Source organism: Burkholderia sp. B10 (assembly GCF_004368385.1).
GTDB lineage: Bacteria > Pseudomonadota > Gammaproteobacteria > Burkholderiales > Burkholderiaceae > Burkholderia > Burkholderia vietnamiensis.
The window spans coordinates 51,926-74,445 of record NZ_PQMX01000006.1 but is presented as its reverse complement, the minus strand read 5'-3'; the positions used below and the strand labels follow the sequence as shown (position 1 = coordinate 74,445).

Below are 22,520 nucleotides of genomic sequence, written 5' to 3'. Positions count from 1 at the left end.
GTATGAACCGGTCAGGTTTGGCGGGCGGGCCCGGCCGCTGCGGCCTTCGCCGGCGGTGCCTGCTCGACGGGCTTCACGACGGTGTCGGGCGCGAACTGCGCGGCGTCGTCGACGATCACGCGCTCGCCGCCCGCGAGGCCGCGCGTGATGCGCCAGTCGCGGCCGCTCATCCGGTCGGCGACGACTTCGACGTCGCGCACCTTGCCGTTCGGCCCGACCACGCGCACCGACGTGCGCTCGGCCGTGCGCAGCAACGCATCGCGCGGCACCAGGATCGCGCGCTGATCGACGGCCGCGTCGAGCGAGATCCGCACGTACGCGCCCGGCAGCAGCTCGCGCTCCGGGTTCGGAAACAGCGCGCGCATCGCGACCGTGTCGGTGGTCGGATCGACCGCGAGATCGCTGAACAGCAGCCTGCCCTTGAGCGGATACGCGCTGCCGTCGGCGCGCACCAGCGTGACCGTGACGTCGTGCTGCGCGATGCCGGTCGCCCGCCCGCTCTTCACCGCGCGGCGCAGCGCCTCGACGTCGGCCGCCGGCTGCGAGAAATTCACGTAGATCGGGTCGAGCTGCTCGACGGTCGTGAGCGGCGTCGCCTGATCCTGGCCGACGAGCGCGCCTTCGGTCACGAGCGCGCGCCGCGCGCGGCCGGCGATCGGCGCAGTGACCGTCGCGTAGTCGAGCTGAAGCTGTGCGCGGGCGAGCTCGGCCTTCGCGGACACGACCTCGGCCCTCGCCTGCGTATCGGCGGCGACGGCCTCGGTGAGGTCGCGCTCGCTGACCGCGCGGTCGCGCACCAGGTCGTCGTAGCGGCGGCGTTTGTCGGTGGCGGCGAGCGCGGCGGCCTGCGCCTTCGCGAGCGCGCCCTGCGCGGCATCGCGCGCCGCCATCAGCGGCGCGGAATCGATGCGGAACAGCACCGCGCCCTGCTTCACTTCCTGCCCTTCGTCGTACGTGCGCGCGGTCACGATCCCCGCGACCCGCGCGCGCACTTCCGCCTGCCGATACGCGTCGAGCCGCCCGGGCAATTCGACCGTCATCGGCACCGCGGTCGGGCGCACCGTCACGACGGTCGCGCTTCGCACGGCCGGCGGCGCGGTATCCGGCCCGCCCTTGCCACATCCGCCCGCGACCAGCATGGCCGCAAGCGCGAGCATCGCGAGCGCGCCGCGCCGCGTGCCGAAACCCGTGTTGTTCATCTGTGACCTCGGATCGTTCGCCGCCGATAGAAAATGCGGCAGCTCAGGGTGGCCGATTATAATCAGTCACGACTGATTAAATATGCACGTTGTCGAACGATTGGCCTACTGTCTCAATAAAACGACAGCGAACTGTAAGGAAATTCACGCCATGGCCCGCAAGACCCGGGAAGAATCGCTCGCCATCAAGCACCGGATTCTCGACGCCGCCGAGCTCGTGCTGCTCGAACAGGGCGTCGCGCAGACCGCGATGGCCGACCTCGCCGAAGCGGCCGGGATGTCGCGCGGCGCCGTATACGGGCATTACCGCAACAAGATGGAAGTCTGTCTGGCGCTGTGCGACCGCGCGTTCGCGCGCACGTCGGAAGGCTTCGAGGCCGCGGACGGCCTGCCCGCGTTCGCGACGCTGCGGCGCGCCGCGTCGCACTATCTGCGGCAATGCGGCGAGCCGGGCTCGATGCAGCGCGTGCTGGTGATTCTCTATACGAAGTGCGAACAGAGCGAAGAAAACGGCGCGCTGCTGCGCCGGCGCACGCTGCTCGAGCTGCAGATCCTGCGGATCACGAAAGCGCTGCTGCGCCGCGCGATCGCGGGCGGCGAGCTGGCCGCCGATCTCGACGTGCATCTGGCGGCCGTCTATCTGGTGTCGTTGCTCGAAGGCGTGTTCGCGTCGATGATCTGGACCGACCGCCTGCGCGGCACCCGCTGGAACGACGCCGAAGCCATGCTCGACGCCGGTTTCGACGGCGTCGAGTCATCCGGGGCGCTGCGCGTGCGCACGCAAAAATTGCCTGCCGCGCGGAAAGCCGCGCAATAAATGCTGAATTAACCCCAATTTCCGCACTGCGAAACGAATGGGCCGACCCTCTTTAAAATTTTCAACGTTTCGCGGAACATCGGTAGACTGACGCGGTCATCATTGCTTAGCGTCTTCGTGATAATCGGGTTCGACCCGGCAGTTCACGCCGCCGTTCGAAGCGGGCGCGCCCGCAAGTTGGGTCGAACGGCAACGACACGGGCCCCACGCGGGGCCTGTTTTGTTGCACGCCCGTCGCCCGCCCCGCGCCTGCGCGGCGCCTTTCGCGCGACGGCTCCTGCCCACACCTCTTTGAACCGCTTTCCTGGATGTGGACACCTTTGGTCAAGCCTGCTGCAACCCCTGATGCCTTCGCGCCCGGCCGTGCGCAGCGCCTCGTGCGCGCGCTGGTGCCGGCCGCCGTGCTCGGCGCCCTCGCCGCGTTCGGTCTCGCCGCCGCATTGCCGGCGGTTTCGCAACTGCCCGGCGCCGTCGATTCGGGCACGGCCGTGCTGCCGCAGCGCGTGCTGTCCGACACGCCGTTTCCCACCGCCCAGCATTTCGTGACGAGCGAGCTGGCACACACGATCGGCGAGCGCCACGCGTTCGCCGAGCGCAGCGCGCAGCCCGGCCTGTTCGCGTCGCTCAGCGCGCACCGCAACGACATGCTCGGCTATCCGAACCTGTTCCAGTACGCCGAGCCCGACCGGACCCACGGGATGCGCGCGGGCGACATCGAGCTCACGCTGTCCGACACGCTCGATCGGCTCGACGTGCCGCCCGAGGTGCGCATCCAGCTCGGCGATCTCGTCACCGGCAAGGTGGCGATGCGTGCGAGTGCGCAGCGCGGCGACTACTACCGGATCGCGTACGACACCAACAACGGCACGCCGCACCTCACCGCGGTCGAGCTGCGCGTCGCGGGCCGCAAGTTCGGCGCGATCTGGTTCCACGCGCCGGGCGCCGAGCATGGCGCGTACTACACGCTCGACGGCGCGCCGCTCGAAGCCGCCGCGTTCACGATGCCGGTCAAGTGGACGCGCATCAGTTCGTTCTTCGGCGAACGCGTGCATCCGCTGTCGCAGGCGATGGCGTTCCACACCGGCGTCGATCTCGCGGCGCCGACCGGCACGCCGGTCGATGCGGCGGCCGATGGCGTCGTGTCGTTCGTGGGCACCGATCCGGGCGGCTACGGCCATTACGTGATCGTCGATCACGCCGACGGCTATTCGACCTACTACGCGCATTTGTCTGCGTACGCGCGCGGGCTGAAGGTCGGCGAGACGGTGAAGCAGGGTCAGCGCATCGGCTCGGTCGGGATGACCGGCGCGGCGACCGGCCCGCACCTGCACTTCGAGGTGCGCATCGCGAACGACCCGGTCGATCCGCTCGTCACGCTCGCCAGCGCGCAAACCGAGCTGTCCGACATGCAACGCACCGCGTTCCGTCAGGAAGCCGCGCAGTGGCGGTTCCGCCTCGCGTCGATCGGCACGACGCCGTTTGCGTTCGCGCAAGGCGACGGCCCGCTGTGGGGCGACTTCGCGGTCGGGCCGTCGACGCTGCGTTCGGTGTTCGATACGCATTACGGCGCGTCGTAACGTTCATTCGCGTGTGTGGCCGGGGCGGTGACGTGCGTGGGTAACCGCAGGATCGCGATATCGGCCGACGCCGCGCCACTCCCGGCGTTTGGTTGATCCGCTACGGCGGAACGTAGCCGGTGCCCGCGCTGCGCAGCACCGACGCGCGCCGCCGCGTGGCGTCATCGAACCTCATACCGCAAGCAAGCGCGCATCACGCACCGCACGCGGCACACCCGTCATCGCGCGGGTTCGGTCCGGTCGGGCGTCGTGCGTGCGATCTGCTGCGCACGCTCGCGGCGCGACAGCAGCCAGCGCGCTGCGCCGTCGAGCGACGTGCACAGCACGAGGTACAGCACCGCGACGAACAGGAAGATCGGCGCCGGATACACCATCAACCGGTTGTTCACCTGCGTCGCGACGAACGACAGTTCCGGCACGCCGACGATGTACGCGAGCGACGTGTCCTTCACGAGCGCAACCCACTGGTTCACGAACGACGGCGTCATGATCCGGATCGCCTGTGGCAGCAGCACGTGGCGCACCGTCTGCCAGCGCGTGAGCCCGAGCGACAAGCCCGCTTGACGCTGCCCCTCGCCCGCCGCGACGATGCCCGCGTGCACCGCGTGCGCGAGATAGGCGCCGCCGATCAGCGCGAGCGCGCAGACGACGGTCGCGAGCCCCGGCACGTCCATGTGCAGCAGCATCGGCATCAGGAAGTACGTCCAGAAGATCAGCATCAGCACCGGAATCGCGCGGAAAAAACCGATGAACGCGAGCAGCAGGACGCGCAGCGGCCCGCGCGCGAGCGCCATCCCCACACCGAGCGCGACGCCGAGCAGCGCGGACGCGACGGCCGATGCCATCGCCAGCACGAGCGACAACGCGGCGCCGCCGAGCGGGCCGTCCGGGAAGGCGCCGACGAGCAGATACGGCAGGTTGTCGAGCAACAGCGAAAGGTCCATCGTCACCGCCCTGCGCCGAGCCGGTCGCGCCATTGCGTGGCCGCGTACGCGGCGGCCTCGATCGCGGCCACCGCGGCGACATACAGCACGGTCGCGATGCCGAATGCGGCGAAGGTTTTGAACGTCTCCGTCTCGACCTGCCGCGACGCATAGGACAGCTCGGCGACCCCGATCGCCATCGCGAGCGACGAATTCTTGACGAGATTCATGTACTGGCCGAACAGCGGCGGCAGCGCAATACGCACGGCTTGCGGCAGCACCACGTAGCGCAGCGACTGCATCGGCGTGAGGCCGAGCGCCGCAGCGGCATCGTGCTGCGCACGCCGCACGCCGCGCAGGCCGGCTTCGCATTCCTCGGCGACGAACGCGGCCGTGTAGGCGCTCAGCCCGACCCAGCCCGCGACGAATTCGAACGACGGCCACGCGAGCGTGAGCGGGCCGATGTCGAGCCGGTGGCGCGCATTCAGCCACGCGATCCACGTATCGGGCAGCAGCGACGCGACGCCGAAATACCAGAACAGCAGCTGCACGAGCAGCGGCGTATTGCGCAACGCCACGACATAGCCGGCCGCGAGCATGCGCGGCGCCGCCCCGCGCGCGTGACGCATCACGGCGAGCAGCAAGCCGCCGACGCTCGCCGCGAGCGCCGACGCAGCCGCCAGGCCGAGCGTGACCAGAAAGCCCTGCCACAGCCAGGACAGATATTTGGGAGCCAACCCGAACATGAGATGGTGCGATCGCGGCGGGCGCGATCGGGTAAGTGACACGGGAAACGCCGCGATCCGTCGCACCGCGACGGGCGCCGGGCAACGTGCGGCGGGCGATCTCGACGCGCGGCGCGAACGACTCAGGTGCGATCGCCGATGCGGAAGATGCGCGTGAGCGGCGTCCTGGTCGTCGGGCCAAACCACGCGTCGTAGATCTGCGCGGCGCGACCGTTCGCCTCGAGCCCCTTCAGCGTGTCGTTCACGAAACCGAGCAGGCGCGCTTCGCCCTTCGGCACACCGACGCCCATGTAGTCGTTCGAGATCGTGAACGCGGGGATCTCGTAGTTCTGCTTGTCGGGCACGTTCGCGAGCAGGCCGATCAGCTTCGGGCCGTCCTGCGTGATCGCCTGCACGTTGCCCGCGCGCAGCGCCGCGAATGCGAACGGCGTGTCGTCGTACGCGACGATCGTCGCGCCGGGGAACTTGTCGCGCAGCGTGATTTCGTTGGTCGTGCCCTTGTCCGCGCCGACGCGCAAGCCGTTCAGCTGGTCGGCCGATTTCAGCACGCCCTTCTTCGCGAGAAACTGCTGGCCCGACGAGAAGTACGGAATGCTGAAGTCGACCTGCTTCGCGCGCTCGTCGGTGATCGTGAAGTTCGCGAGCACCAGGTCGACCTTGCCCGAGGTCAGGAACGGAATGCGGTTGGCCGGATTGGTCGGCTGCAGTTGCAGCTTCACGCCGAGCTTGTCGGCGAGCGCCTTCGCGTAGTCGACGTCGAGGCCGACGATGTGGTGGCTTTTCGCATCGACGAAGCCGAACGGCGGGTTGCTGTCGAACGTCGCGACGCGCAGCACGCCGGCTTTTTTGATGTCGTCGAGGCGGTCTGCATGCGCGAGCGTGCCCGCCGTGACGAGCGCGGCTCCGACGAGCCAGGTAGCGAGAGTGTGGAATTTCATGAGCGCAGCCTGCATTGTTATGAGGGCCGCCGCGGATCGCGCGGCGGCCCGGTTCGAGGAACATCGCAACGCGGTGTATCGTCGCGAAGCCGCTAACGTATCAGCGCATGCGGCGGATTCGAACCAACAAATGATGCTTTGCTCTGCGGGTTTCGTGATGACGCGCGAGCGCGGTCATTCGTCGCCGGCATCCCCGCCATCCCCGCTGCCGTCGGCCGACGCCGCGCACAGGAACTCGCCGTCGCCGCCGTCCTGCAGATAATCGAGCGAGCGGTCCATGGAGAGGAACGACAGCGTACCCGCTGCCCCGAGCGCGAACAGCGTGCGGCGGTCAGGCGCGAAGATCACCTGCCCGGCGCCGCCCGCCACCGGAAACTCGCCCACCGTGCGACGCGTCGCCGTCTTGATCACGCGCAGCGGCTTGCCGTCGAAGCCGGCGACGGCGATCAGCGAGCCGTCGCCGCTGCCGTCGAAGCTGTGCATCGACGTGTCGCACACCGGATAAGCGCTGCGTACGGCAAGCGTCGACGCGTCCCGCCATTGCACCGACGACGCGTTGTAGAACCACACGCCGGCACCGTTCGCGCCCGGCTTCGCTTCGATGAAATCCGGATCGACCGAATAGGTCTGCACCGGCGCATTCGTCGCCGTGTCGAACGCGACGATGGCACTCTTCTCGAACGCATACGCATACAGCCGCTTGCCGTCGGGCGACAGCCACATCGACAGCGCGCGGCCGAACTCGACGCCCGACGTATCGTGATCGCCGAGCCGCAGCGTCGCGACGACCTGCGGCCAGTGCGCGAGGCTGACGACGGAAATCGTGTCGTCGACGCTGTTCAGCACGTACAGCCTGTCGTTCGATGCGGACGCCACGATCGCGCGCGGGAACCGGCCGAGCGTCACGCCGTCGACGATCGCGCCGCTGTTCAGGTCGATGCGCACGAGCCCGTTCTCGCGCATCGACGCGACATACGCATAGCGTTCGTCGGGGCTCACATAGAGGCCGCTCGCGCCGCGGCCGCGGCACATGTTGCCGGGGCAGCCGTCGAGCCCGGTCGCGAACGGTTCACCCGCGATCGTCCGCACGACCGCCTGGCGCTGCGCATCGACCACGACGAGCGTGTTGCGGTCGATGTCGGTCACGTACAGCCGCTTGCCCGACGCGCCCAGCACCATCGCATACGGCCACTTGCCGACCGGCACGACGGTGCCTGCGGCGCGCTCGGCCGACACGGGCGCGGGCCGATGCTGCTCGTCGTCGCGGATCTGCGCGGCGATCGCGGCCGCCTGCTGTTGCGCCTGCCGCTTCGCGGCGTCGTGCGCGAGCGCGCGATCGGTCGCGACGCGCCAGCTCTGCAACTCGTCGCTGCCCGCGCGCTGCGCCGCCGACACCATCGCGGCGCTGCCGAGCACCGCGATCACGAGCGGCACGGCGACGCGCGACGCACGCGTGCCGCCATACATCAGCCAGCCGGCGACGAAGCCGACGATCACGCCGCCGAGATGCGCGGCCTGGTCGATGCCGGAAATCACGAAGCCCGACCCGAGGTTGAGCACGATGACCTGCGCGACCGCGGCGAGATTGATCGGCACCTGCGCGTCGGCTCCGGCCTCGCGCCGGCGTCGCAGCACCAGCGCCGCGGCGGCGCCCGCCAGCCCCATCAGCGCGCCCGACGCGCCGACGCTCACCACCGGCTGGATGCCGCTCGTCTGCAGCACGACGCCGAAGGCGAAACTGCTGCCGCCGACTTCGTGATAGCCGTGCCACAGCGCGCTGAGCAGCGAGCCGCCGAGCGCGGACAACAGATACGCGACGCCGAACCGCAGCGTCCCGCCCACGCGTTCGAGCACCGTGCCGAGCACGATCAGCATGTACATGTTGAGTGCGACGTGCATCCAGCTGCCGTGCAGGAATGCGCTGGTCAGCAGCCGCCACGGCTGCCCGGTGAGCGTGTACGGCGCGAAGTTCGCGCCCCAGTCGAGCAGCAGCGGGTTCGACAGGTCGCCGTACGATGCGGCGCGCCACATCAGCACGAATATCGCGATATTGACGACGGCCAGCACGATCGTCAGCCACGGCCTGGATGTTGGTTGTTCTCTCATGGGATCTTGGTATGGGTTGTCGCGCGTGAGCCGCGCGCGCGCCATTATATTTGGTGTCCCTGACACTGCTGGCCGCGTGACGGAGCGGGAACAAAAAGACGCCCGCTGCAGGCAGCGGGCGCGAATCCCAGTCAAGGAGGTGTCACACGAACTACGCGCCCAGCATAAGCGCTGGCGCCGACCGCGGACAACGAAGCGATTTCGATAACGATATCGCGCGATGCGCGATGCGCTTACGCGCGGCGACCAGCGACGCGAACCGGCCATGAACAAAAAACGGCGCGCCACGTACATCGCGGCGCGCCGTTCCGTGGCGTCATGCCGGCCGCACCGGCGGCCGCGCCGTTGCACCGATCACGGCTCGTGACGCAGATAGCCCTCCTTGCTCGGGTCGCGCATGCGCCACGACACGATCAGCGAGATCGCGCACAGCGCGGTCACGTACCAGTAGAAGGTCTCCTCGCTGCCGATCGACTTGAACCACAGCGCGACGTATTCGGCCGAGCCGCCGAAGATCGCGTTCGCGACCGCATACGACAGGCCGACGCCCATCGCGCGCACTTCCGGCGGGAACATCTCGGCCTTGATCAGGCCGCTGATCGACGTGTAGAAGCTGACGATCGCGAGCGCGACCGTGATCAGCACGAACGCGGCCGTCGGGCTCGACACCGTCTTGAGCGCGTGCATCAGCGGCACCGTGCCGAGCACCGACAGCGTGCCGAACAGGATCATCGACGTGCGCCGGCCGATCCGGTCGGACAGCGCGCCGAACACCGGCTGCATCAGCATGTAGACGAGCAGCGCGACGGTCATCACGTTGCTGGCCGTCTTCGCGTGCATGCCGGCCGTGTTCACCAGATACTTCTGCATGTACGTGGTGAACGTGTAGAAGATCAGCGAGCCGCCGGCCGTGAAGCCGACCACCGTGAAGAACGCGCCCTTGTGCTGCCACACGCCGCGAATCGTGCCCGCGTCCTTCTTGTCGCGCGACGCGCTGGTCGACGTCTCGTCGAGCGACTTGCGCAGATACAGCGAGATCAGCGCCGCCGCCGCGCCGCACACGAACGGAATGCGCCAGCCCCACGCCTTCAGCTCGTCGCCCGACAGCGCCTGCTGCAGGATCACGAGCACCAGCAGCGCGCACAGCTGGCCGCCGATCAGCGTCACGTACTGGAACGACGCGAAGAAACCGCGCCGCCCTTGCAGCGCGACCTCGCTCATGTAGGTCGCGCTCGTGCCGTACTCGCCGCCGACCGACAACCCCTGAAACAGCCGCGCGACCAGCAGCAGCGCGGGCGCGAGCGCGCCGATCTGCGCGTAGGTCGGCAGCACCGCGATCACCAGCGAGCCGCCGCACATCATCAGCACCGAGATCATCATCGCCGCGCGGCGGCCGTGACGGTCGGCGATGCGGCCGAACAGCCAGCCGCCGATCGGACGCATCAGGAAGCCGGCCGCGAACACGCCTGCCGTGTTCAGCAGCTGCGTGGTCGTGTTGCCGCTGGGGAAGAACGCCGGCGCGAAATACAGCGCGCAGAACGAGTAGATGTAGAAGTCGAACCACTCGACGAGGTTGCCCGACGAGGCGCCGACGATGGCGAACACGCGCCGCCGGGTGTCTTGCGCGGACAGCGCAGCTTGGTCGCTCTGGACGTCCATGGGTTGGTCTGTTTCCTTTTAGTGCTTTGCTGGGGCGAGGCGGCCGCAACCGCCGCGTGGGGGGGCGCACGTGGCACCGGTTCCGGCGCACGGCGCTACGGGAGTTTAGCCAAATGTAAAGTAGCAGTCTCTCCGGGTTCATCCCGATGTAGAAAAATCTTCTCCTGCCGAGCGTTCGTCATATGAAAACGCCAGCCGCAAGGCTGGCGTCGGATGCAAACCATTCGCTCGACCGGTCAGATACGCGTCAAACACGCACCTCAGGCGGCACGTATCGGCATTCGTAGCGCTTGCGCACGGTGCCTGCCTCGTCGACGCTTTCCAGGTACACGTCGAACTGCCAGAGGCGCGCCATGTGCTTGAGCACCTCGTCGCTGTCGTTCGACAGATGCCGGTTGTCGGTCATGAAGTGGCGCAGCGTGAGGCTGCGGTCGCCGCGCGTGTTGACGGCCCACACCTGGATGTTCGGTTCGCGGTGATGGATGTCGTACTGCCGCGACAGCGCCTGGCGCACGTACTGGTAGCCGGATTCGTCGTGGATCGCCGACACTTCGAGCGAATCGCGCATGTCGTCGTCGAGCACCGAGAACAGTCGCATCTCGCGGATCAGGTTCGGCGACAGATACTGCGCGATGAAGCTCTCGTCCTTGAAATTGCGCATCGCGTAGTGCATCGCCGGCAACCACGGCGTGCCTGCGATTTCCGGAAACCACTTGTAGTCTTCTTCCGTCGGCGCTTCGCAGATGCGGCGGATGTCGCTCATCATCGAGAAGCCGAGCGCATACGGGTTGATCCCGCTGTAGTACGGCTTCGTGACCGGCGGCTGATAGACGACGTTGCTGTGCGAATGCAGGAACTCCATCATGAAGCCGTCTTCGAGCTTGCCCTGGTTGTACAGCGTGTTCAGCAGCGTGTAATGCCAGAACGTGGCCCAGCCTTCGTTCATCACCTGCGTCTGCCGCTGCGGGTAGAAGTACTGGCCGATCTTGCGCACGATGCGGATCACCTCACGCTCCCACGGCTCGAGCAGCGGCGCGTTCTTTTCCGCGAAATACAGCAGGTTCTCCTGCGGCTCCGGCGGATAGCGGCCTTCCTGCTCCTCGGCCAGTTCGGGCTTCTTGCCCGGCAGCGTGCGCCACAGCTCGTTGACCTGCGACTGCAGATACGCCTCGCGCTCGCGCCGCAGCGCCGCTTCCTTCGACAGCGACGGCTTCTGCGGCCGCTTGTAGCGGTCGACGCCGTAGTTCATCAGCGCGTGACACGAATCGAGCAGCTCCTCGACGCGATCGAGGCCATAGCGCTCCTCGCATTCGGCGACGTAGTTCTTCGCGTACACGAGATAGTCGATGATCGCGTGCGCGTCGGTCCACAGCCGGAACAGGTAGTTGCCCTTGAAGAACGAGTTGTGGCCATAGGCCGCATGCGCGATCACCAGCGCCTGCATCGTCATCGTGTTCTCTTCCATCAGATACGCGATGCAAGGGTTCGAGTTGATGACGATCTCGTAGGCGAGGCCCATCTGGCCGCGCCGATAGCTCTTCTCGGTGGCGAGGAAGTGCTTGCCGAACGACCAGTGTCGGTAGTTGACGGGCATCCCGACCGACGCATACGCGTCCATCATCTGCTCGGCGCTGATCAGTTCGAGCTGGATCGGATAGATGTCGAGCTCGTACTGCTCGGCGACCTGCGCGATGTGCGTGTCGTATTCCTCGAGCAGCTCGAACGTCCAGTCGGACGGGCACGGCAGCGGCTTGCGTTCGGCAACGTTCATACGCGCTTCCTTCTGCCCGGCAGCGGGCAAGTCGGCGGCCGGCGCGGCGGGCTCGGCCTGGCCGCTTTGCTGCGATGCGGCGGGGCCGGCCGTGTCGTCGCCGGAAGGGCGCGGCGCATAGCCGCGCGATTCGTTGTGCAGATGGCGCGTTGTCATGACATTTCCACCTGCTTTTCGAACAACTCGCGAAATACCGGGTAGATGTCGGCAGCCGATTCGACTTTCTTCATCGCGAGATGCGGTTGCGACAGCGCCAGTTGCGCATACTCCAGCCACAGATTCTGCTCTTCCGGCGCGACCTGGATGTAGGCGAAATAACGCGTCTTGGTGAGGATATCCTCTTCGAGGATTTTGCGACACTTCGGCGAATCGTCGGTCCAGTTGTCGCCGTCCGACGCCTGCGCGCCGTAGATGTTCCACTCGGTCGGCGAGTAGCGCTCGTCCATCACCTTGCGCATCAGCTCGAGCGCGCTCGACACCACGGTGCCGCCGCTTTCCGTCGAATGGAAGAAGGTGTCCTCGTCGACTTCCTCGGCGCGCGTGTGGTGGCGAATGAACACGACCTCGATGCGTTCGTAGTTGCGCTTCAGGAACAGGTACAACAGGATGAAGAAGCGCTTCGCGAGATCCTTGCGCTGTTCGTCCATCGAGCCCGACACGTCCATCAGGCAGAACATCACGGCCTGGCTCGACGGCTGCGGCTGCTTCACGCGATTGACGTAGCGCAGATCGAACGGATCGATGAACGGAATCCGCCAGATGCGCCCTTTCAGATGATGGATCTCGGCTTCGAGCGTCGCGATTTCCGCACGACGGTCTTCCGGATCGTTCTTCAGCGCCTCGAGTTGCGCTTCGAGCTCGCGCAGCTCGTTCACGAGCGGCGAACCGAGCGCGATGCGCCGGCCGAGCGCGCTTCTGAGCGAGCGCACGACGTCGATGTTGTTCGGCGTGCCTTCCGCCGCCCAGCCCGCGCGCACGTTCTTCCAGCTCGGCACCGTGAGCAGGTGCGTCTTCACGAGGCGCGGCAGTTCGAGATCGTCGAAGAAGTACTGCATGAACTCGTCGCGCGACAACTCGAACACGAAGTCGTCCTGCCCTTCGCCGTCGTTGCTCGCCTGACTGCCGCCGCCGCCCGAGCCGCCCTGCGGGCGCGGAATCTTGTCGCCGCGCACGTAGTCCTCGTTGCCGGGGTGCACGTATTCACGACGGCCGCCCGGCCCGTGCCGGAAGGTCGGCTCCGCGATGTCCTTGCGCGGAATCGTGATGCTTTGCGTGCTCTGGATATCCTTGATGCTACGATCGCGCACCGCGTCCGACACGGCACGACGAATGTAGTTCTTGACGCGACGCAGAAAGCGTTCGCGGTTGGCGATGCTCTTGTTCTTGCCGGCCAGCCTGCGGTCGATGATTTGATGAAGCACTCCCGGTCTCCCGCTCGAAAGTCGATATGCCGGGACGCTCGCCGCACATGCCGTCTGCCGTCATGCGGGCGGCGCCTCTGAAGGTGCCCGCGCGGACCCTCCGCACGGGCACGGTACCGCGCGCGTCATGACGACTTGCGCACGCGCAGGTACCAGTCGCAAAGCAGCCTCACCTGCTTCGGCGTATAGCCCTTCGCGACCATCCGGTTCACAAAGTCCTCATGCTTGCGTTGCTCCTCCGCCGAGCCCTTCGCGTTGAACGAAATGACCGGCAACAGTTCCTCGGTATTCGAGAACATCTTCTTCTCGATCACGACCCGCAACTTCTCGTAGCTCGTCCACACCGGGTTCTTGCCGGCGTTCGCGGCCCGCGCGCGCAACACGAAGTTCACGATCTCGTTGCGGAAATCCTTCGGGTTGCTGATGCCGGCCGGCTTCTCGATCTTCTCCAATTCGGCGTTCAGCGCGGCGCGGTCGAAGCTCTCGCCCGTGTCGTGATCGCGGAACTCCTGATCCTGGATCCAGAAATCCGCATACGTGACGTAGCGGTCGAAGATGTTCTGCCCGTATTCCGAATACGATTCGAGGTACGCCGTCTGGATTTCCTTGCCGATGAACTCCGCATAACGCGACGCCAGCACGTCCTTCACGAACGACAGATACTTCTGCTCCGTTTCCGGCGGGAACTGCTCGCGTTCGATCTGCTGTTCGAGCACGTACATCAGATGCACCGGGTTCGCGGCGACTTCGCTCGTGTCGAAGTTGAACACGCGCGACAGGATCTTGAACGCGAAGCGCGTCGATACGCCCGTCATCCCTTCGTCCACGCCCGCGTAGTCGCGATACTCCTGGTACGACTTCGCCTTGGGATCGGTGTCCTTCAGGTTCTCGCCGTCGTACACCTGCATCTTCGAAAAGAGGCTCGAATTCTCCGGCTCGTGCAGCCGCGACAGCACCGCGAACTGCGACATCATCTTCAGCGTGCCGGGCGCGCACACCGCTTCGGCGAGCGACGAATTGCGGATCAGCTTCTCGTAGATCTTGATCTCTTCCGACACGCGCAGGCAATACGGCACCTTCACGACGAAGATCCGGTCGAGCAGCGCCTCGTTGTTGCGGTTGTTGCGGAACGCCTTCCACTCCGACTCGTTCGAGTGCGCGAGAATCACGCCGTCGAACGGGATCGCGCCGAAGCCTTCCGTGCCCTTGAAGTTGCCTTCCTGCGTCGCGGTGAGCAGCGGGTGCAGCACCTTGATCGGCGCCTTGAACATTTCGACGAATTCGAGCAGCCCCTGGTTCGCCAGGCACAGGCCGCCCGAGTAGCTGTACGCATCGGCGTCGTCCTGCGCGTACTGCTCGAGCTTGCGGATGTCGACCTTGCCGACGAGCGACGAGATGTCCTGATTGTTCTCGTCACCGGGCTCCGTCTTCGCGATGCCGATCTGCCGCAGGATCGACGGGTAGCGACGCACCACGCGGAACTGGCGGATGTCGCCGTTGTATTCGTGCAGGCGCTTCACGGCCCACGGGCTGAGGATGCTCTTCAGATAGCGGCGCGGAATGCCGTATTGCTCTTCGAGGATCGGGCCGTCTTCGTCGTAGTCGAACAGCCCGAGCGGCGATTCGTTGACGGGCGAGCCCTTCAGCGAATAGAACGGCACGCGTTCCATCAGCTGCTTGAGACGCTCGGCGATCGACGACTTGCCGCCGCCGACCGGCCCGAGCAGGTAGAGGATCTGCTTCTTCTCTTCAAGCCCTTGCGCAGCGTGGCGGAAGTACGCAACCACCTGCTCGATCACTTCCTCCATTCCGTAAAACTCACGGAAGGCGGGATAGACCTTGATAACCTTGTTCGCGAAGATCCGCGACAGGCGCGGGTCGTTGCGGGTATCGATTTGCTCGGGTTCCCCGATTGCAGCCAGCATGCGTTCGCCTGCCGTGGCGTACGCTGACGGATCGTTCTTGCAGAGCGCGAGGTACTCCTCCAGCGAGAATTCTTCCTCTCGCGTTTTTTCGAAGCGGTTCGCGAAGCTGCTGTAAATATCCATGCTACCTCCCTCGCGTGAGTCGTAAGACTTGCCTGCCTTCCTATGACTGCGCAGAAGCAAGCGCGTTCGAATTCATCCTAAACCCTTTCTTATTTTTTTTCACGACATCTTCGTATGAAGTTCGTCATTCTCGACAACACCGGTTGGACAATGCATTTCGTCGCTTTACAATCGATCTCCCGAGCCGCATAAACTGCATCCGCCGCGTCTCGCCGAGCAGCGGAACGTCTCGTGCGTCGGATGGCTTCGCCGTCGTCGTCGCACCGTTCACACTCTCCTCCCATCCCCTTCCTCATAGACGTTCGAGCAGACGTTTGCGACGACACGTCGCGCCCACCGTTACAAATTTTTTTCGCATCGTCAGGAGATACCCGTAGCGCGGATGCACATCGCGCGTCGACGCATGAATGTTCACGGACGGTGTCACATTCGACCGGCCGCACGAACGACGACGCCCGCATGCGCGGGCGTCCGGTGTGACTTCGTCAAATGGGGATTGATGCAGACGGCAGGCGCGCGCATGCGCGTATCAGAACGTCTCCCAATCGTCGGCGCCGGCCGTTGCCGCAGCCGGGGACGGCGCGCTCGCTGCGGCTGCCGGCTTGCGCGCCGGTGCCGTGCGCTTCGGTGCGGCGTCACGCTCGTTGCGCGTGGCAGGCGCGGCGGTCGGCCCAGCGGGCACGGAAGGTGCGGCTGCCGCGGCCGGCTGCGCAGCGGGCGCAGGCTTCGCGCGCGGCGCCTGACGCGTGGCGCCGGCTGCGACCGACGGTCGCGCCGCGTCGTCGTCGAGCCGGAACACCGCTGCCGTTTCGCGCAGGCGCGCCGCCTGTTCGTCGAGCGATTGCGCGGCGGCCGCCGCTTCCTCGACGAGCGCCGCGTTCTGTTGCGTGACTTCGTCCATCTGCGCGACCGCGCGAGCAACTTGATCGATGCCGCTGCTCTGCTCTTCGGACGCCGCGGCGATCTCGCCCATGATGTCCGTCACGCGCTGCACCGCGGCGATCACGTCGTGCATCGTGCGGCCGGCTTCGTCGACCAGTTGCGAGCCCGTGTGGATACGCTCCACCGACGCGTCGATCAGCGCCTTGATCTCCTTGGCCGCGCTCGACGAGCGCTGCGCGAGGCTGCGCACCTCGCCCGCGACGACCGCAAAGCCGCGCCCTTCCTCGCCGGCGCGCGCCGCTTCGACGGCCGCGTTCAGCGCCAGGATGTTGGTTTGAAACGCGATGCCTTCGATGATCGCGATGATGTCCGCGATCTTCGCCGAGCTGTCGTTGATTTCGCCCATCGTGCCGACCACTTGGCCGACCACCGTATTGCCCTTGTTGGCGATCTCCGATGCGTTCGCAGCCAGCGCGCTCGCCTGCCGTGCATTGTCCGCGTTCTGTTTCACGGTGCCGGTCAGCTGCTCCATGCTCGATGCAGTTTCCTGCAGCGCGGACGCCTGCTCCTCCGTACGCGACGACAGGTCGATGTTGCCGGCGGCAATTTCCCGCGCGGCCGTCGCGATCGACTCGCTGCCGCCGCGCACCGTGCGCACGGTGTCGACGAGCCCGCGCTGCATCTTCGCGAGACCGTTCAGCAGTTGCCCCATTTCGTCACGCCGCTGCACGACGATCGCACGGCGCAGGTCGCCTGCCGCGATCGCGTCGAAATGACCGAGCGCCTCAGCGAGCGGGCGGCCGATCGCGCGGGTCAGCGTCAGCCACGACAGCACCGCGGCGACGAAACCGGCGAGCAGCGCGACGACGGATACCACGCGCAACGTTTCGTACACCGATTCCGCGTGATCGTAGCCGCGCTGAGCATCGGAGAACTGAAAATTGCGCAACGCCTCGCTCGCGGTCGTGAGGTCGTTGTACTTCACCTGGAGTTGCTTGGCGCCTTCGCCGAGGCGGTCACGGTCGCCGGCCGTGACGAGCGCGCCGAACGCGTCGCAGTTGCGCTGCAACGCCTGCCGCTTTGCGGCGACGTCCTGCGCGATGCGGTCTTCCTCCGGGCCGCGCGGCAGATCGAGGTACTTCTTCCACCACGCGTCGGACTGCGCGCGCATCTCGCGGCTGCGCTCGACCGCCGTGGCCGAATCGGGCGTGCCCACCAGCAGCGCGGCGCGATCGAGCGCCAGCCGCTCGCGCGCCGCGTAGGTGTCCGCGACGGCCACGTCGACCGCGCTCGGCATCTGGTTCGTGAACAGCTCGCGCATCGAGTCGTTCGCCGTGCTCATCCCGTAGAGGCCGAGCACCCCGATCACCGCCAGCAGCACCGCGAGAAACGCCATCGTCAAGCCGATGCGCGCCCGTATCGTCAGGTTTGCGATCACCATCATTGTTCCTGTATTGCGTCGTCATGGACGGGCCTGGCCCGTTTCGAAACACTGTTTCGCTCCGATACATTTACGACCATTCGACGCACAACTTGATGGTATTGCTATCAATTTTCTCAGCAATCCTGTCATTCATTACGTATGAATAAATGAAGGGGACGCAACACGGCAGCGTGTCGCGCGACGCGCGCGCTGCAATCGACGGCGTCGGGTATTGGAGGATGACCGGCCGCCGGCTCGTGCCGGCGGCGGAAGACGCGCGATCCGGCGTTATCAGGCCAGTTCGGCGAGGGTGGGAATCGAAGGCTGCGCGCCCGCGCGCGTGACCGAGACGGCCGCGGCGCGCTGCGCAAAGCGGATCGCGGCGTCGACGCCGTCGCCGGCCGCGAGCCGGGCCGCGAAGCCGCCGATGAAGGTGTCGCCGGCGGCGGTCGTGTCGAGCGCCTGCACGACGGGCGCCGGATAGTGGCGCGCCGCGCCGTCGGCGCTGAGCGCCTGCACGCCGCGCGCGCCGAGCGTGATCAGCACGTTGCGTGCGCCGGCCGCCTGCAGCGCGCGCGCGGCAGCTTCCGCGTCGGCCGGATCGCGCACCGGCAGGCCGGTCAGCGCGGCGGCCTCGACCTCGTTCGGAATCAGATAGTCGACCAGCGGCAGCCAGCCGTCGGGCAGCGGCGCGACGGCCGGCGCCGGGTTCAGCACCACCGTGCGCCCGAGGCGCCGCCCGGCCGACAGCGCCGCGAATACCGCGTCCGGCGGCGTCTCGAGCTGGCAGATCAGCACGTCGGCCGCGGCGATCGCGGCCTCGTGCTGCGCGACCGTTGCCGGCGTGACTTCGCCGTTGCCGCCCGCGACGATCACGATCGTGTTCTGGCTCGCATCGTCGACGACGATCAGCGCGACGCCCGTCGATGCGGACGCGCTCGTCGCGACCCGCGAGCAATCGATGCCTTCCGCCTCGAGGCCCGCGCGCAGCGCTGCGCCGTGCGCGTCCGCGCCGACACAGCCGATCATCGCGACCTGCGCGCCCAGGCGCGCGGCGGCGACGGCCTGGTTGCCGCCCTTGCCGCCCGCTGCCTGCGCATACGCGCGGCCGGCCAGCGTTTCGCCCGGCAACGGCAGCCGCGGCGCACGTACGACGAGATCCGTGTTGAGGCTGCCGACCACCGTCACGCGGCCTGCACCGGCGTTGGGCGCCGTCATGCGCGCGCACCGGGCACGGCAGGCTCCCGATAGACCGACGTCGATTCGCGCAGCACGAGCCGCGGCGACACGACGCGGCGGCGGCTCGGCGCGGCCGTCGAGCCGCCGCCGATCCGCTCGATCAGCGTCTGCGCGGCCATTTCGCCGAGCGCCCGCACCGACTGCCCGACCGTCGACAGCGCCGGATAGGTGTAGCGGGAAAACTCGATGTCGTCGAAGCCGATGATCGAGCATTCGTCCGGCACGCGGATGCCGCGCTCGGCCGCCGCGCGCAGCGCGCCGACGCCCATCAGGTCGTTGCCGGCGAAAATCGCGCTCGGCTGCACCGTCTCGAACAGCCGCGCCGCCGCGTGATAGCCGCCGAGGCACGAAAAATCGCTTTCGGCGATCGCGCCCGGCACGATGTCGATGCCGCGCTCGGCCATCGCGCGGATGAAGCCGTGCACGCGCATCGCGCTGACGGCCGTGTCGGTCGGGCCGGTGATGCAGCCGATCTTCGCGTGGCCGAGCTCGAGCAGATGCCGCGTGGCCAGATACGCGCCGCGCTCGTGGTCGATCTGCACGAGGTCGGCTGGCAGCCCCTCGATGTTGCGATCGACGACGACGAGCGGCGCTTGCGAATCGGCGAGCGTCTGCGCGAGCACGGCGTCCTCGCCGGCCGATGCGACGATCAGCCCGTCGATGCGCTTTTCCTGCAGCACGCGCAGGTAGTTGCGCTGCTTCACCGGGTCGTCGTCCGAGTTGCAGAAGAACACGCAATAGCCGTTCGCCGCGCATTGATCCTCGATGCCGCGTGCAAGCTCCGCGAAATACGGATTCGTGCTGTTCGGCACGACGAGGCCGATGGTCGCCGTCGCGCGCGCCTTCAGCGAGCGCGCTACGGCCGACGGCACGTAGTTCAGCTCGCGAATCGCGCCTTCGACCTTCGCGCGCACATCCGCGGACACCGGCCGCGAATTGTTCACTACGTGCGAGACGGTCGTAAACGACACGCCCGCCATGGCCGCTACATCCTTGATCGTCGCCATATCCCGTTTCTCTTTGGTCTGCGTTCCATGTTGTTCTACCGTGCGCGCGAGCGCCGGCTTCTACCGTGCGCGCGAGCGCCGGCTGCGATACGTGTCGAGCACGACGGCCACCACGATCACCGCCCCCGTGATGATCCGTTTGGTGGGCTCGTTCGCGCCGATCTGCGCAAGCCCCGCCGCCAGCACGGAGATGATCAAAACGCCGAAGAACGTGCTGATCACCGAGCCGCGCCCGCCCATCAGGCTCGTGCCGCCGATCACGACGGCCGCGATCACCTGCAGCTCGAGGCCCACGCCCGCGTTCGGGTCCGCCGCTTCGAGCCGCGAAATCTGGAACAGCGACGCGAGCCCGGCAAGCGCGCCCATCAATGCGAATACGAGGATTTTATACGGCCGCGGGTTAACCCCTGCCAGCCGCACGGCTTCTTCGTTCGTGCCGATTCCGACGAGATAGCGTCCGAACACGGTGCGCGTCAGCACGAACTGCGCGGCGATCATCACCGCGACCGCGATCAGGAACGCCGGCGAAATGCCGAGCGCGATCGGGTTCGACAGGAAATCGAATGCGTCGCCGATATACGCGGTGCGCGAATTCGTCAGCTGGTACGCGAGCCCGCGCGCGCCTTCCAGCACGCCGAGCGACACGATGAACGACGGAATCCGCCAGCCGACCGTCACCGCGCCCGTCAGCGAGCCGGTCACGGTGGCGACCGCGATGCCGCTCAGCGCGGCCGGCAACGGCGCCCACTGCCATTTCAGCGCGGCCACGCTGACCATCGACGCGGCCAGCGCCAGGACGGAGCCGACCGACAGGTCGATGCCGGCGATGATCAGCACGAACGTCATGCCGACCGACATCACGACGAGATCGGGAATCTGGTTCGCGATCGTGCTGAACGTGTCGTAGGTCAGGAAGTGCGAGCTCAGCGCCGAAAACAGCGCGACCATCGCGACGAGCGCACCGGCGAGCCCGAGGTAGTTCGAGACGCCGAGCCGTGTGCCGGACAGCGTGCGCGCGCGGCGCCCGGTCAGGTCCTGCTGTGCGCCTGCGTCGCTCGGAGATACGGGAGGCTGGGTCATGAGTGTGGTCCTGTGGTCGAAACCGCGGAAGCCGCGCGCGGCGCCGCTCCCGCATCCGGATGCTGCGTGCCGTCCGGCAACGCGTCGCGGCCGAAGCCGGCGAACGCGGCGGCCAGCAGCGCATCCTGAGTCCAGTTGCCGCGTTCGAACACGGCGGTCATGCGGCCGGCCGACATCACGCCGATCCGGTCGCAGATCAGCATCAGCTCGCGCAGGTCGCTCGATACGACCACCAGCGCGCGGCCGTCGCGCGCCAGCGCGCCCATCAGCGTGTAGATCTCGAACTTCGCGCCGACGTCGATGCCGCGCGTCGGCTCGTCGAACAGCAGCACGCCCATGTCACGTGCGAGCCAGCGGCCGATCACGACCTTCTGCTGGTTGCCGCCCGACAGTTCGCCGACTGGCTGCGCCGCGCCGTGCGTGCGGATCCGCAACGCGTCGATCTGCTGCTCGGCGAGCGCCGTTTCGCGCGCCGTATCGACGACGCCGCCGCGCGCGAGCCGATCGAGCTGGCCGAGCGACACGTTGGAGGCGACCGATTGCGTGAGCAGCAGCCCTTCGCCCTTGCGGTCCTCGGTGATCAGCGCGATGCCGTGCGCGACCGCGTCGACCGGCGACTGGATGCGCACCGGCTGCGGCGGTTCGCCGACCGCGATCATGCCCGTATCGGGCGTGTCCGCGCCGTAGATCAGCCGCAGCAATTCGGTGCGCCCCGCGCCGATCAGCCCGGAGATGCCGAAGATCTCGCCGGCGCGCACTTCGAGCGACACGTCCTGCACGGCCGTGCCGCGCGTCATGCCCGACACGACGAGGCGCGGCGCGCCGATCCGGCGCGCGCCGAGATCGATGTGCTCGCCGAGCTCGCGGCCAACCATCAGCGTGACGAGCCCGTCGGCGCTGATCGCGGCCATGTCGCCGACGTGCACGAGCCGGCCATCGCGCAGCACCGCGACCCGCTCGGCAACGCGCGCGAGCTCCTCGAGCCGGTGCGAGATATAGACGATCGCGACGCCGCGCGCCTTCAAGCGGTCGATCTGCTCGAACAGCAGTTCGACCTCGCGCGCGGTCAGCATCGCGGTCGGCTCGTCGAGGATCAGCACGCGGCAGTCGCCGATCAGATTGCGCGCGATCTCGACCATCTGTTGATGGCCGATGCCGAGCGCGCCGACCGGCGTATCGGGATCGATCGCGTCGAGCCCGACCTGCGCCATCGCGGCCCGCGCATCGGCGCGCAGCCGCGCGCGGTCGATGATGCCGAAGCGCCGCGGCAGCCGGTTCAGAAACAGGTTCTCGGCGACCGTCAGCGTCGGCAGCAGGTTCAGCTCCTGCATCACCATGCGCACGCCGAGCGCCTCGGCCTGCGTGCGGCTGGCCGGCGCATACGCGTCGCCGCCGAGCTGCATCGTGCCGGTCGTCGGCTCGACCAGCCCGCCGATGATCTTCGACAGCGTGCTCTTGCCCGCGCCGTTCTCGCCGGTCAGCGCGAGCGCCTGGCCCGCCGCGAGCGTCAGCGTGACGTCGGCGAGCACCGGTTCGGCGTAGGTCTTGCCCACGCCGGATACGGCGAGCACGGGGACGACTGGACGGGAAGGTTGGAAGGTCGGTTCCATCGCGATCCTGGTTGCGGCCGCGCGCCCGCGGCGTGCGGTTATGACGCTCACAAGTGCATGGGTATGCCGTGGCC

At 67.2% G+C, this 22,520-nt stretch carries 16 protein-coding genes; 2 read left to right on the top strand and 14 right to left on the bottom strand.

Going from position 1 to position 22,520, the window contains the following annotated elements; all coding sequences use genetic code 11:
- Nucleotides 1-11 precede the first annotated feature (11 nt).
- Nucleotides 12-1,199 carry a MexX/AxyX family multidrug efflux RND transporter periplasmic adaptor subunit gene (locus tag C3Y15_RS05075; RefSeq protein ID WP_014723004.1) on the bottom strand — a complete coding sequence of 396 codons (1,188 nt, stop codon included), beginning with the start codon at nt 1,197-1,199 and terminating at the stop codon, nt 12-14.
- 151 nt (nt 1,200-1,350) lie between these two features.
- Between C3Y15_RS05075 and C3Y15_RS05070 the strand changes: the two genes are divergently transcribed.
- Both C3Y15_RS05070 and C3Y15_RS05065 read left to right on the top strand, forming a co-directional pair.
- Nucleotides 1,351-2,016, top strand: a complete 666-nt coding sequence (locus tag C3Y15_RS05070; RefSeq protein ID WP_060043856.1) for a TetR family transcriptional regulator — start codon at nt 1,351-1,353, stop codon at nt 2,014-2,016.
- 308 nt (nt 2,017-2,324) lie between these two features.
- Nucleotides 2,325-3,593 (top strand): M23 family metallopeptidase, encoded by a 1,269-nt coding sequence (locus C3Y15_RS05065; protein ID WP_059562722.1) that lies wholly within the window; start codon nt 2,325-2,327, stop codon nt 3,591-3,593.
- Between the two features lie 218 nt (nt 3,594-3,811).
- Here the strand turns inward: C3Y15_RS05065 and C3Y15_RS05060 are convergent, their stop codons facing one another.
- From C3Y15_RS05060 to C3Y15_RS04995, 13 genes are all read right to left on the bottom strand, one after another.
- A complete protein-coding gene (locus C3Y15_RS05060; RefSeq protein ID WP_011884774.1) occupies nt 3,812-4,537 on the bottom strand; it encodes an amino acid ABC transporter permease in 726 nt (241 codons plus the stop codon).
- Nucleotides 4,538-4,539: 2 nt separating this feature from the next.
- Nucleotides 4,540-5,262, bottom strand: coding sequence for an amino acid ABC transporter permease (locus C3Y15_RS05055; RefSeq protein ID WP_014723001.1), 723 nt, complete (start codon nt 5,260-5,262; stop codon nt 4,540-4,542).
- 122 nt (nt 5,263-5,384) lie between these two features.
- Entirely contained in the window at nt 5,385-6,200 is an 816-nt protein-coding gene (locus C3Y15_RS05050) for an ABC transporter substrate-binding protein (protein ID WP_034193107.1), read from the bottom strand.
- A gap of 174 nt (nt 6,201-6,374) precedes the next feature.
- Nucleotides 6,375-8,306: a rhomboid family intramembrane serine protease gene (locus C3Y15_RS05045; protein ID WP_124259880.1), complete on the bottom strand. Its 1,932-nt coding sequence runs from the start codon at nt 8,304-8,306 to the stop codon at nt 6,375-6,377.
- A gap of 354 nt (nt 8,307-8,660) precedes the next feature.
- Nucleotides 8,661-9,965: an MFS family transporter gene (locus C3Y15_RS05040; RefSeq protein WP_011884766.1), complete on the bottom strand. Its 1,305-nt coding sequence runs from the start codon at nt 9,963-9,965 to the stop codon at nt 8,661-8,663.
- A 247-nt stretch (nt 9,966-10,212) separates the two neighbouring features.
- Nucleotides 10,213-11,892, bottom strand: coding sequence for a SpoVR family protein (locus C3Y15_RS05035; RefSeq protein WP_014722998.1), 1,680 nt, complete (start codon nt 11,890-11,892; stop codon nt 10,213-10,215).
- A complete protein-coding gene (locus C3Y15_RS05030) occupies nt 11,889-13,157 on the bottom strand; it encodes a YeaH/YhbH family protein (protein ID WP_011884761.1) in 1,269 nt (422 codons plus the stop codon). Before C3Y15_RS05030 ends, C3Y15_RS05035 begins: the two co-directional genes overlap by 4 nt.
- Before the next feature lie 125 nt (nt 13,158-13,282).
- Nucleotides 13,283-15,205 carry a PrkA family serine protein kinase gene (locus tag C3Y15_RS05025; RefSeq protein WP_011884759.1) on the bottom strand — a complete coding sequence of 641 codons (1,923 nt, stop codon included), beginning with the start codon at nt 15,203-15,205 and terminating at the stop codon, nt 13,283-13,285.
- A 529-nt stretch (nt 15,206-15,734) separates the two neighbouring features.
- Nucleotides 15,735-17,528, bottom strand: a complete 1,794-nt coding sequence (locus tag C3Y15_RS05015; RefSeq protein WP_059568184.1) for a methyl-accepting chemotaxis protein — start codon at nt 17,526-17,528, stop codon at nt 15,735-15,737.
- A gap of 273 nt (nt 17,529-17,801) precedes the next feature.
- The gene (gene rbsK, locus C3Y15_RS05010) at nt 17,802-18,728 is read right to left on the bottom strand and encodes a ribokinase (protein WP_124259879.1); all 927 of its coding nucleotides are present in this window, start codon (nt 18,726-18,728) and stop codon (nt 17,802-17,804) included.
- On the bottom strand, nt 18,725-19,756 hold the full coding sequence (locus C3Y15_RS05005) for a LacI family DNA-binding transcriptional regulator (RefSeq protein WP_034193102.1): 1,032 nt from the start codon (nt 19,754-19,756) through the stop codon (nt 18,725-18,727). The genes rbsK and C3Y15_RS05005 overlap by 4 nt, the downstream gene beginning before the upstream one ends.
- A gap of 60 nt (nt 19,757-19,816) precedes the next feature.
- On the bottom strand, nt 19,817-20,836 hold the full coding sequence (locus tag C3Y15_RS05000; RefSeq protein WP_011884751.1) for an ABC transporter permease: 1,020 nt from the start codon (nt 20,834-20,836) through the stop codon (nt 19,817-19,819).
- Nucleotides 20,833-22,446, bottom strand: a complete 1,614-nt coding sequence (locus C3Y15_RS04995) for a sugar ABC transporter ATP-binding protein (RefSeq protein ID WP_011884749.1) — start codon at nt 22,444-22,446, stop codon at nt 20,833-20,835. Before C3Y15_RS04995 ends, C3Y15_RS05000 begins: the two co-directional genes overlap by 4 nt.
- Between the last annotated feature and the right edge of the window lie 74 nt (nt 22,447-22,520).